Genomic DNA, 12,009 nt, shown 5'->3' with positions numbered 1-12,009 from the left:
ATCGGCGGCTTCGTCGAGCCGCCCTGGCGTGGTTCGGTCCGGTGCGGGGAACACGAATCGCCGCACCGAGTCGTGTTCCCCGCACCGCGTCCGCCCCGCTTCGCTCGTTGCGTAGGCTTGGCCCGTGGAGCTGTATCACGGAGCGCTGGGCGCGGACACGAGCCAGTCCTTCGAGGTCGCGTTGGCGCATGCTCTCGTCCGGCGGGCGAGTGACGGTGACGCGGGCTCGGCGCTGCGGGTGTACCGGCCCACCACCCCCACCGTGGCGTTCGGTCGACGCGACACGTTGCGTCCCGGTTTTCCCGAGGCGCTTGCCCTGGTCCGGGACGCGGGCTTCACCCCGGTGGTGCGTGCTCCCGGAGGGCGTGCGGTGGCCTACACCCCCGACTCGTTGGTGGTCGATCACATCGCGGCCGAGGCGGACTCGCTGGCCGGGATGGAGGAGCGCTTCGACGGCTACGCCCGGATGTGGTCGGGGCTGCTGGCCGAGCACGGCGTGGACGCGCGGGTCGGTGCTGTCCCGGGCGAGTACTGCCCGGGCGCCCACAGCGTGAACGCTCGTGGGCAGGTCAAGCTCGTCGGCACCGCCCAGCGGATCCTGCGGCGTGCCTGGCTGTTCAGCGCGGTGGCCGTCTTCGACGGTGACGAGGTGCTGCGCCCGCTGCTCACCGAGGTGTACCGAGCGCTGGGACTCGACTTCGACGGTGATTCGGTCGGCTCGATTCGGGCGGAGGCCCCCGAGATCGACCTCGACAGCTTCGAAGCCGGGCTGCTCGACGTCTACGAGGACCGCTTCGGCCTCACGCGGGCGAGCCTCGACGAGTCCGCGCTGACGGTGGCGCGTGAGTTGGACGACGACCACCGACTCTGAATCTCATCCGTTCGGCCAATTGACGGTATTTAACCGTCGTCGGTATCACTTCGTTACCCATTTACGTGGCTCGCGGCCCGCTCATACTTACTGAACGCAAGCGCTTGCGTTTGCATCATCGCTGCTCAGAAGCTTGTTCGAAAAAAATGTTCGATTGATCGATGTAAACGCTTGTGTTGCGTTGTGGGTCACATTTAGTCTTCCGGATCAACCGAGGCAGCAACGTGACAGGGAGCACAATGGCCACGATCGAGGAGGTCGCTCGTGCGGCAGGTGTCTCCACCGCGACGGTCTCGCGTGCGTTGCGGCAACAGCCGGGTGTGTCCGAACGGACCCGGCAGCGCGTGCGCACCGTGGCAGAAGAGATGAACTACTCCATCTCCAGATCGGCCTCGGGACTGGCCACCGGGAGGACCCGGCGTATCGGCGTGCTGGTGCCATACGTCTCGCGGTGGTTCTTCGGGCAGGTGCTGGCTGGCGCGGAGGAAGCGCTGCGTTCGGCGGGATACGACCTGATGCTCTACGTGGTGGGGGATCAGGAGGGGCGGGAGCGGTTCTTCCGGGAGCTTCCGCTGCGGCGCAGTGTGGATGCCGTTCTGGTGCTGACCCTTTCGCTGTCCACCGAGGAGTCCGATCGGCTGCGCGAGTTGGGCGTCCCGCTGGGATTCGTGGGCGGCAGGATGGACGGGTTCAACTCGGTGTGGATCGACGACCACGGCGGGGGCATGCTCGCCGTGCGGCATCTGCTCAACCAGGGGCACACCGACATCGCGATGATCCACGGGGGTGCGCCCGATTCGCTGAATCTGCCCGCCCCCCACGAGCGTTGTACCGCTTTCCGGGACGCGATGGCCGAACACGATGTCCCGGTCCGGGAGAGCTGGTTGGGCACCGGTGATTTCTCCGTTTCGGGAGGAAGGCGAGCGATGAATCGAATACTCGCCGACGAGCTGCGTCCCACGGCCGTCTTCGCCATGTCGGACGAGATGGCTTTCGGGGCGTTGCACGCACTGCGCAACCACAAAATCTCGGTTCCCTGGGAAATGGCGCTCGTGGGATTCGACGGGCACGAGATGTCCGAGTGCTCCGGGCTGTCCACCGTGGTGCAGCCGGTACGTCAGGAAGGAGGAACGGCGGCGAAACTGCTGCTGGAGCAGCTCGAACAGGGCAGAACCGAGACCCGTGAGGTGGTGCTGCCCACTGAGCTGGTGGTGCGTTCGTCGACCACCGGCAACGATTCCATGTGAGAAGCCCTGGACGCGCCGGACGGCGTCCAGGTGGCTACGAAAGCGGAAATCGTCCGGCTGGTTTTCGTGTGGCCGACCTCGATCGGATTTCCGGAATCAATTCGGCCGTCCGGTCGAGAAGTCGTCACCCCACGTTTTTTCGAAATCGAACGCATGACGCGTGATCCGTCACGCGTTCCGATCTGGTCGAATCGAGGAGATAAGCATGAGGTCATTACGTTGGAGACCCGTATCCGTGATGATGGTGGCGGCTTTCGTGGTCGCCGGTTGTGGCGGTGGCGGTGGTGATTCGTCGGCGTCGAGCGAGATCAGCGGTCGAGGCCCCATCACCTTCGCCACCGGCAAGGACGTGACCGGCGCCGTCACCCAGGCGGTGGAGACGTGGAACGGGTCCCACCCCGACCAGCGGGTCCGGTTGATCGAGCTGCCCGCCGACGGCGACCAGCAGCGGCAGCAGATGGTGCAGAACGCCCAGACCGAGTCCGGCGCGTTCACCGTGCTGGACCTGGACAACGTGTGGAACGCGGAGTTCGCGGCGAACCGGTGGGTCGTCGAGCTGCCGAAAAAGGAGTTCGACTTCTCGCCCTTCCTGAAGTCCGCGATGAAAACCGCCAGGTACCGGGGCAGGCTCTTCTCGGTACCCGCCTACTCCGACGGCGGGCTGCTGTACTACCGCAAGGACCTGCTGAACAAGGTGGACGCCCAACCACCGACCACGCGCGAGCAAATGCGCGAGATCTGCGCCAAGGTGCTCAAGCTCCCCGCGGCCGAGGGAATGTCCTGCTACGCGGGTCAGCACGCCAAGTACGAAGGGCTGACGGTCAACTTCGCCGAGGCCGTTCACGGCGCGGGCGGGCAGATCGTCGACGATCAGGGGCAGCCCACCGTGGACTCGCCGGAGGCGCTGCGCGGACTCGAAACCATGGTCGAGGGATTCCGCTCCGGCACCATCCCGCGCGCGGCGATCGCCTACAAGGAACAACCCAACAAGCGCGCGTTCATCGGCGGTGAGCTCGTCTTCAGCCGCAACTGGCCGTTCATGTGGTCGCAGGCCAACGCCGACGACGGTTCCTCGAAGGTCGCGGGCAAGTTCGCCGTCGCACCGCTGCCCGGCATCACCGGAAAGGGCGTGTCCAGCCTCGGTGGACACAACCTCGCGATCTCGTCCTTCGCGGAGAACAAGGCCACCGCGTTGGACTTCATCAAGTTCTACACCTCGAAGGAGCAGCAGCGGAAGCGGTTGGTCAAGGGCTCGTTGGCCCCCACGCGCAGCGCGCTCTACGACGATCCGGAACTGCAGCGGAAATACCCGTACCTGGACACACTCAAGAAATCCATCCAGAGCGCCGAGCCACGACCCCGCGTGGTCAACTACGGCGACGTCACACTCGCCATCCAGGACGAGGTCTACGCCGCGATCTCGGGTGACAAGAAACCCGACAAGGCACTGAACGCCCTGCAGCGCAGGCTGGAAAAACTGATCGAGCAGAAGTGATCCACGCCTTCGCGGTCCGCCCGGCGAGCGGATTCCGATCCGCTCGCCGGGCGTTGGGAGAGGGGAGTTCATGTCGATGACGACCGATACCCCGACGAACTCGGAAGTCGGTTCGGGGCGCCCGGAGCACGCGAGCCCGGGATCTCCGAAGCGACGAAGGTCCGGTTCCGTGACCGGCACGGCCAGGCTCGCCTCGGCGCTGGTTTCGCCGACGCTGCTGGTGCTGGCCGTGGTGGTCATGTATCCGATCATCGCCGCGCTGTACCAGTCGCTGTTCGTCTCCGGCCAGCGGCTCGACGCACAGGGATTCGTGGTCGAGGGACGCCAGTTCGTCGGGCTGGGAACCTACGCCGACATCCTGTTCGGCCCGGCGGCCGAACGATTCTGGAACGCCTTCTGGAACACCACCTTCTTCACGGTGGTCACCGTCACGCTGGAGGCGGTGCTGGGAATGGCCATGGCCCTGGTGATGCACCAGGCGTTCCGCGGTCGCGGACTGGTGCGGGCGAGTGTGCTCGTGCCGTGGGCGATTCCCACCGCGGTGTCCGCACTGCTGTGGCGGTGGATCTTCGCGCCGGACGGCGTGGCGAACGCGATGTTGAACCAGCAGGTGCTGTGGAGCTCGCAGGCCACCGCCTCGAAGATCGCCGTGATCACCGCGGAGGTGTGGAAAACGGCCCCCTTCGTGGGGCTGCTGGTGCTGGCCGGGTTGCAGGTCATCTCCAGCGAGGTGCACGAGGCGGCCACCGTGGACGGCGCGGGCCCTTGGCGGCGGTTCTGGCACATCACGCTGCCGCTGGTGAAACCCGCCCTGGTGGTCGCGGTGCTGTTCCGGATGCTGGACGCGCTGCGCATGTTCGACCTGCCGTTCATCCTGATCGGACAGCAGAAGGACTCGGTCGAGACGTTGTCCATGCTGGCCTTCTCCGAGGCGACGAACGTGCACTACGGCCCTGCCGCCGCCTACGCCACCCTGCTGTTCGCCTACGTGGCGCTGATCGCGTTCGTGTTCGTCAAGCTGCTCGGAGCCGACGTGATCGGTGAGGCCCGCTCGCAGGTGTCCAAGAGTCGTGGAGCTCGATTCCGGCGCGGAAAGGGGAGTGCGCGATGACTACGGCAACCGGGAACGCGCGTCGAATCACGCGCCGCCGCTTCGAGATCAAGAAGTGGCTTCCGATACTGGGCGTGGCCGGTATCGTGCTCTACTGCCTGGCCCCCTTCTACTGGATGGTGGTCACGGCGTTCCGCAGGCCCGCCGACCAGTACGATCTGAGCCCGCTGCCGCGCACCTGGTCGCTGGAGAACTTTCGGGCCGTGTTCGAGCCCGGCACCGGATTCGGCCGCGCGCTGCTGAACAGCCTGATCGTGGCGTCGACGACCACGATCCTCACGCTGATCATCGGCACCTCGACCGCCTACGCCCTGGCCAGGCTGGCCTTTCGGGGGAAGAACCTGGTGCTCTCGCTGATCATCGCGACAAGCATGTTCCCGGGGATCTCGTTGATCGTCCCGCTGCTGCGGCTGTTCACCGACATCGGCTGGATCAACACCTACCAGGCGATGATCCTGCCCAGCCTGTCGTTCGCGCTTCCGCTCGCGGTGTGGAACCTGACCATGTTCTTCCGGCAGATGCCGCAGGAACTGGAGCAGGCGGCCATGGTCGACGGCTGCACGCCGGGACAGGCCTTTCGCAGGATCATCGTCCCGTTGGCCGCGCCCGGCATGTTCACCACGGCGATCCTGACCTTCATCCTCGCCTGGAACGAGTTCATCATCGCCCTGTCCATGGTCAACGAGCAGAACATGCAGACGGTCACGGTGGCGATCTCGAAGTTCACCGGCGCCACCCAGTACGACCAACCCTTCGGCACCCAGATGGCCGCCGGGGTGATCGTCACGATTCCGCTGGTCATCGGGGTGCTCATCTTCCAGCGAAGGATCATCGCCGGACTGACTTCCGGCGGCCTGAAATAACGCCTTCCGGTCACGGCCGGACCGGCGTGACCTCGCCTTCCCGAATCACCGAAGGCCTTTCCGAGTTACCGAAGGAGCGCACAGTGCCGAATTCCTCCGAGCCAGGCACCACACCGTGGTGGCGGGACGCGGTGATCTACCAGATCTACATCCGCAGTTTCGCCGACGCCGACGGCGACGGTATGGGCGACATCGAGGGAATCCGCTCCCGGCTGCCCTACCTGCGGGATCTGGGAGTCGACGCCATCTGGATCACCCCCTGGTACGTCTCCCCGCAGGCCGATGCCGGCTACGACGTCGCCGACTTCCGCGACATCGACCCGCGCTTCGGCACGCTCACCGACGCCGAACGACTGATCACCCAGGCACACGAGCACGGCATCCGGGTTCTTCCGGACATCGTGCCGAACCACACCTCCGACCAGCACGAGTGGTTCCGCGCCGCGCTGAAGGCCGGCCCCGGCAGCGACGAACGGGCGCGGTACGTCTTCCGTCCCGGTCGTGGCGAGCACGGTGAGCATCCCCCCAACAACTGGATCTCCCGCTTCGGCGGACCTGCCTGGACCCGGGTGACCGAGCAGGACGGCACGCCGGGGGAGTGGTACCTGCACCTGTTCGCGCCCGAGCAGCCCGACCTGAACTGGGACCACCCGGAGGTCCACGAGGAGTTCGAGGACATCCTGCGGTTCTGGTTCGACCGGGGGGTCGACGGCTTCCGGATCGACGTCGCCCACGGGTTGGTCAAGGACGCCGAACTGCCCGATGTGATCTCCAGCGACAACACGCGGGGATACCTCGACGGGCAGCACCCGCACTGGGACCGCGACGGGGTGCACGAGATCTACCGCCGGTGGCGTGCGATCGCCGAGGAGTACCCGGGCGAACGCAAGTTCGTAGCCGAGGCGGGAGCCGACAGCCCCCACAGGTTGGCAAACTACGTGCGGCCGGACGGGCTGCACACCGCCTTCAACTTCGAGTTCCTCCGCTGCCGGTGGGACGCCCAGGACCTGCGCGAGACCATCGACTCCACCACGTCGAGCCTCTGGCGGGTGGGCGCTCCGGCCACCTGGGTGCTGTCCAACCACGACGTGGTGCGCCACGTCAGCCGGTACGGCCGTCCGCAGCACAGCTGGGCCCCGGGTGAGAACTACCGTGCCGAGGGGCCGCTCGACCTGAGCCTGGGAACTCGCCGTGCTCGCGCGGCCGCGCTGCTCATGCTGGCGCTTCCCGGGGGCGCCTACGTGTATCAGGGCGAGGAACTCGGCCTGGCCGAGGTCGAGGACATTCCGGAACGGTTCCTGCAGGACCCGATCTGGGAACGCACCGGGCACGCCGAACGCGGTCGTGACGGCTGCCGGGTTCCGCTGCCCTGGTCCGGTTCGCGACCTCCGTTCGGGTTCAGCCCTTCGGGAGAGGCCGAACCGTGGCTGCCGCAGCCGGAAGGCTGGGCCGAGTACACCGCGGCGAGCCAGCAGGGCCGGTCCGACTCGATGCTGGAGCTGTACCGCGAGGCACTGCGTCTCCGCCGCGAGTATCCGGCCCTCGGCGAGGGCGACCTCGTCTGGAACGACTCGCCGCGAGAGGTGCTGTCGTTCTCCCGCACACCCGGCTTCCGCTGCGTGGTGAACCTCTCCGACGAACCGTGCGAACTGCCCGAACACCAACGGGTCCTGCTGTCCAGTGACGAGCCGGCCGGCTCGTCACTGCCGCCGGACACCGCGGTGTGGTTGGCCGATTGATTTCCCGCTCGTCCCGAAGCCCGGGGCCGCCGTCGAGGCGGGCCCCGGCAGCCGGCAGGCCGCCGGAAAGGAGTCGATGATGGCGACCATCACCTATGACCGGGCCACTCGGGTGTATCCGGGATCGGAACACCCCGCGGTCGACGGTCTCGACCTGCACATCGCCGACGGCGAGTTCCTGGTACTCGTCGGGCCATCCGGGTGCGGCAAGTCCACCAGTCTGCGGATGCTCGCCGGGCTGGAGGACGTGGACTCCGGTGCGATCCGTATCGGGGAACACGACGTCACCGGTCTTTCGCCGAAGGATCGCGACATCGCCATGGTCTTCCAGAACTACGCGCTGTATCCGCACATGAGCGTCGCCGACAACATGGGTTTCGCGCTCCGGATGGCCAAGACTCCGAAACCGGAGATCGAACAGCGGGTGCGCGAGGCGGCGAAACTGCTCGACCTGGAGCAGTACCTGGATCGCAAGCCCAGGGCGCTGTCCGGCGGGCAGCGACAGCGGGTGGCGATGGGAAGGGCCATCGTGCGGGAGCCGCGAGTGTTCCTGATGGACGAGCCGCTGTCCAACCTGGACGCCAAGCTCCGGGTCTCGACCCGTTCGCAGATCGCGGGACTGCAGCGCCGGTTGGGTGTGAGCACGGTTTACGTCACCCACGACCAGGTCGAGGCGATGACCATGGGCGACCGGGTGGCGGTGCTGCACGACGGGGTGTTGCAGCAGTGCGCGAGCCCGCGCGAGCTCTACGAGCGGCCCGCCAACGCGTTCGTGGCGGGGTTCATCGGCTCGCCCCCGATGAACCTGCTCGACTGCGAGCTCGACGGGGAGACCGTTCGCGCCGGTGATACCGCGCTTCCCGTCTCGCGTGCCGTCCGCGAGGAAGCGGCCCAAGGCGGCGGAAGCGTCACGATCGGAATTCGTCCCGAGGACGTGCGGGTTGTGGGGTCGGCCGAAGAAGGGATGGCGGCGACCGTCGATCTCGTCGAGGAGCTCGGCTCCGATGTGTACCTGCACTGCAGCGTGCCGGACGAGGGGCACGGGGTCGTGGCGCGCGCGCAACCGCGTTCGGCACCCGCGCTCGGCGAGTCGGTGCGGTTGGGCATCCGGCCGGAGGCCGTGCACGCCTTCTCGGCGGCCACCGGCGAGCGCATCGCGGAGTGATGCGGGCGTGATTGTGGCCGGAAGAGGATCCGACCTGGCGTAGCGGACGAGAGCGCGGCCGCATGCCCACCGCGGGGTGGTCTCCTCGGACACTGGCGAGCGCTCCGGCACGTCGTCCGCCGGTTGCGTTCGGAATCGAACACGCCTCGCGTCGGTTCCCGGGCGGGCCTCCGCTCCGCGCGGAGGCCCGCCCGGGGCGGCCGGAGCCGCTCGCCGGGAGGTGAACGGATCGTTCAGGGCTTGCGGGCGACCACACAGCCCACGCAGCGTTCGACGTCCTTGTACGCACGCAGTTTCGGCCCGTCCGGCCACCACTGGTCGCAGATCACCACCCCGGGCTCCAGCCCGGGGCCGGGCTGGATGATCTCCATGCCGGGCACCATCTCCGCGATCTGCTCTTGGGTGCGGAACACCCCCGAACCCATGGCGCTTTGGGTCATGATGTCCTCGAGGCGGCGTGCCAGGGGACTCAGTTCCGGAGTCTGCGGGTCGAGGAAGTGCGACACGGCTACGAAGGAGCCCGAGGGCAGGGGCTCGATGTAGCGGCGCATCAGTTCCACGTAGTCGTCGTCCGGATAGTGGTGAATGGTGCTGATGTGCAGCAGTCCCACGGGTTGCTCGAAGTCGATGTTTCGGGCCACCACTTCGTGGTTGTAGATCTGCTCCGGTTTGTAGATGTCGGCATCGACGATGTGAGTGCCCTCGTTGTCGGCCAGCAGGGCATTGCCGTGGGCCAGCACGACCGGGTCATTGTCCACGTAGCACACCCGCACCTGATCGTCGAGGCGTTGCACGACCTGGTGAGTGTTCTCCGCGGTCGGCAGGCCGGAGCCGCAGTCGATGAACTGGCGAACGTCGGTCTCGTTGGTCAGGAACCGTGCGACCCTGATCAGGAAATTGCGGTTCGCCCAGGCCATGTCCCGGATCTCGGGGGCCGCCGTTTTGATCTCGGCCAGCACCTGTTGGTCGACGGCGTAGTTGTCCTTGCCGCCCAGAGCGGCGTCGTAGACCCGCGCGATGCTCGCCCGTGTGGGATCAACTCCCACTGGCACGGAGCTGGGGGCGGGAACGTTTGTCTCGATAGCCATGAGCCGTCCTCGTTTCCAGGGGAGGAGCACAGGAAAGGGTCAACATATCGTAATGATATGAACACACTTCATCCCCCGAAGGGATGAGTGCACAGTGGTGCGTGGGCACTCGGTGACTCGTTCCTGTGGAGGCGTGAGGCCGGTGGCTCCGCATGCTCCGCCTGCGGGGCGCACGACGCACAACCGTCGCGCGCCCCACGGCCAACGCTCAGGCGGTGGGATTGATCCGGTTGTAGGCGGGTTTCGGGTTCAGCGACTCGTCGAACAGGCAGGCCGCTCCCTGCCCCTCGAACGTGTTCGGCACCCAGGAGTGCCGGTCGGTGTAGCCCCACGTGGTGAACTCCACGCAGCGCGAGACCGCCTCACAGGCGTTCCAGAGCCGCTCGTAGTAGTCGGCCTGGGTGTTGAGCTTGCTGTTGGTGGCGGGCAGCGTCATCCGCACGTCGGCCTCGGTGATGGCGACGTCCACCCCGAGATCGGCGAACCGCTGCAGGTTCGATTGGTAACCACCGGGAAAGCTGTAGTCGATCGACAGATGCGTCTGGAACCCGACACCGTGGATCGGCACGCCCTGCTGCCGCAACGACCGCACCAGGTCGTAAATCGCGTTGCTCTTGTCGTTGACCCAACCGGTGTTGTAGTCGTTGATGTAGAGTTTCGCCGACGGATCGGCCTGGTGGGCCCAGCGGAAGGCGTCGGCGATCCAGCCGTCACCGAGTTTCCGCTGGAAAATCGAGTCACGTCGGACGCCGTTCGAGTCGAACACCTCGTTGACCACGTCCCACGCTCGGATCTCGCCCTCGTAGCGGTTGACCACCGTGGTGATGTGATTCTTCACCGCCGACCGCAGCTCGGAGGCGGAGAGATTGTTCAGCCAGTTCGGGTGCTGCTTGTGCCAGACCAGCGTGTGCCCGCGCACGCTTTTGCCGTTCTGCCGCGCGTAGTCCATGATCGCGTCGGCGCCGGACCAGTCGTACTGGCCGCGGTTCGGCTCCAGCACCGACCATTTCATGGCGTTCTCGGCGGTCACGCTGCTGAACTCGTCGGTGAGCACCGAACGGTAGTCACCCTCGTTCACCAACGCCGAAGCGGCTACGGCGCTGCCGACGTGGTTGTCGGTCAGATCCTTGAGCGGGGTTCGTGCCGGAGCCTGTGCGCCGACGCCGGAAGTTTCCGCCGCGTCCGGTGTGGCCAGCGCGGGTGCCGTCTGCAGGGTGAGCAGTCCGGCGCTGGCGGTCAGTACCGCGCACAGCCTGCCGAGCCTGCCGTGGTCGCGTAACGCTCGCAGCATTTCTGTGGCTCCTCGTGGGGTAGTTTTGGAGCGCTCCCACAAAGCACGTGTGCCGCCCCGACGAGGGGGAGCTGTTTCGGGGCGGTGGTGGGAGCGAGAACGGGGACGGCGGCATCGTCCCGAGCGCGGTGCGATGCCGCCGGAGAAAGCGTTCCTTTCGAGAAGACTCTTCCCGAAAAGGCGGCTCAGCCGTTGACCGTTATGTTGGAGTTCCCACTGCTCTGGTAGCCCTCCGTCGCGAGGACCATGTAGTAATCGAAGCTTCCCAGGGTCATGCCTTGCCAGGACCAGGCGTCGAAGTGATTACCGGTGGTTATGGTTCCCCCCGTCCTCGGGGACTGCCGAACGCTCCAGAACTGCGGGAAGGTCGCGGTGCCCTCCACGGAGGGGGCGTTGTACCGCATCGTCCGGTAGATGTCGTACGTACCGCCGTCGCTGTAGACCGTGCCCCGGTGGTCACTGCCTCCGGGGCGGTAGGTTCCGTAGCTCTCGACGATGTAGTACTCCACGAGTGGATTCGACGTCCATCCGTAGAGGGTCAGGTAGCCGTTGCCGGAGGGGTAGAAGCTGCCGGAGTAGTACACGTTCCTGCGGCCACCGTAGCTCCAGCCCTTGCCGCAGACGAAGTTGCCGCAGTCGGTCCACGAGGTGCTGTAACTGCCTCCGGAGGACAGGGTCATCGAAACCGATCCTCCGCCATTGGTCCAGAACGTGTAGTAGAACCCGTTGTGGGTGCCGGTCTCGTTCTGCGTGATGGTCCTGGCCGCGTAGGCGGTTCCGGGCAGCATCAGTGCGCCCGCGCCCAGCGCCAGTGTTCCCGCGCCTCCGAGGAAACTCCTGCGGCCGAATGAGTTCGGTGTGAAATCGTCGGTGTTCATGCTTCCTCCGGTTCGGATCGGTGGAGTTCGAACGGTTGATACGACTCGACGGTCCGTCGATGGAGCGATTCGCGCGCATGACCAGGATCAACGGTGATCGAGGTCTGTCGACACCGAACAATGTCGACCAGGCCACGTCGATCTGTCAATGGTTTCCGTAAATGTTCCGGAAACCCGCTTGTTACCCAGTGGGCGGTACTCCTGATCGTCCAAAACAAAATTTTTCCAGATAAAACACAGTACACTGTGGAATGATGTATC

10 protein-coding genes are annotated in these 12,009 nt (G+C 66.1%); 7 read left to right on the top strand and 3 right to left on the bottom strand.

Going from position 1 to position 12,009, the window contains the following annotated elements; all coding sequences use genetic code 11:
• The first annotated feature begins 124 nt into the window (after nt 1–124).
• The 7 genes from ACOQFL_RS21475 (at nt 125) to ACOQFL_RS21445 (ending at nt 8,491) form a co-directional block, all read left to right on the top strand.
• A complete protein-coding gene (locus ACOQFL_RS21475; protein ID WP_435546010.1) occupies nt 125–871 on the top strand; it encodes a lipoate--protein ligase family protein in 747 nt (248 codons plus the stop codon).
• Nucleotides 872–1,110: 239 nt separating this feature from the next.
• Complete coding sequence (locus tag ACOQFL_RS21470) at nt 1,111–2,118, top strand: LacI family DNA-binding transcriptional regulator (RefSeq protein ID WP_435546009.1); 1,008 nt, start codon at nt 1,111–1,113, stop codon at nt 2,116–2,118.
• Between the two features lie 205 nt (nt 2,119–2,323).
• Nucleotides 2,324–3,613: an ABC transporter substrate-binding protein gene (locus tag ACOQFL_RS21465; protein WP_435546008.1), complete on the top strand. Its 1,290-nt coding sequence runs from the start codon at nt 2,324–2,326 to the stop codon at nt 3,611–3,613.
• A 76-nt stretch (nt 3,614–3,689) separates the two neighbouring features.
• Nucleotides 3,690–4,724 (top strand): carbohydrate ABC transporter permease, encoded by a 1,035-nt coding sequence (locus tag ACOQFL_RS21460; RefSeq protein ID WP_435546007.1) that lies wholly within the window; start codon nt 3,690–3,692, stop codon nt 4,722–4,724.
• Nucleotides 4,721–5,587: a carbohydrate ABC transporter permease gene (locus ACOQFL_RS21455; RefSeq protein ID WP_435546006.1), complete on the top strand. Its 867-nt coding sequence runs from the start codon at nt 4,721–4,723 to the stop codon at nt 5,585–5,587. The genes ACOQFL_RS21460 and ACOQFL_RS21455 overlap by 4 nt, the downstream gene beginning before the upstream one ends.
• Before the next feature lie 83 nt (nt 5,588–5,670).
• A complete protein-coding gene (locus tag ACOQFL_RS21450) occupies nt 5,671–7,326 on the top strand; it encodes a glycoside hydrolase family 13 protein (protein ID WP_435546005.1) in 1,656 nt (551 codons plus the stop codon).
• A 79-nt stretch (nt 7,327–7,405) separates the two neighbouring features.
• A complete protein-coding gene (locus ACOQFL_RS21445; RefSeq protein ID WP_435546004.1) occupies nt 7,406–8,491 on the top strand; it encodes an ABC transporter ATP-binding protein in 1,086 nt (361 codons plus the stop codon).
• Nucleotides 8,492–8,724: 233 nt separating this feature from the next.
• Here the strand turns inward: ACOQFL_RS21445 and ACOQFL_RS21440 are convergent, their stop codons facing one another.
• From ACOQFL_RS21440 to ACOQFL_RS21430, 3 genes are all read right to left on the bottom strand, one after another.
• Entirely contained in the window at nt 8,725–9,579 is an 855-nt protein-coding gene (locus ACOQFL_RS21440) for an SAM-dependent methyltransferase (protein WP_435546003.1), read from the bottom strand.
• A 208-nt stretch (nt 9,580–9,787) separates the two neighbouring features.
• Nucleotides 9,788–10,870 carry an endo-1,4-beta-xylanase gene (locus ACOQFL_RS21435; RefSeq protein WP_435546002.1) on the bottom strand — a complete coding sequence of 361 codons (1,083 nt, stop codon included), beginning with the start codon at nt 10,868–10,870 and terminating at the stop codon, nt 9,788–9,790.
• A gap of 185 nt (nt 10,871–11,055) precedes the next feature.
• Complete coding sequence (locus ACOQFL_RS21430) at nt 11,056–11,748, bottom strand: glycoside hydrolase family 11 protein (protein WP_435546001.1); 693 nt, start codon at nt 11,746–11,748, stop codon at nt 11,056–11,058.
• Nucleotides 11,749–12,009: the final 261 nt, after the last annotated feature.

It is taken from the genome of Actinopolyspora sabaoui (genome assembly GCF_051225635.1).
Taxonomy (GTDB): domain Bacteria; phylum Actinomycetota; class Actinomycetes; order Mycobacteriales; family Pseudonocardiaceae; genus Actinopolyspora.
This window is presented reverse-complemented; position numbering and strand designations above follow the sequence as displayed.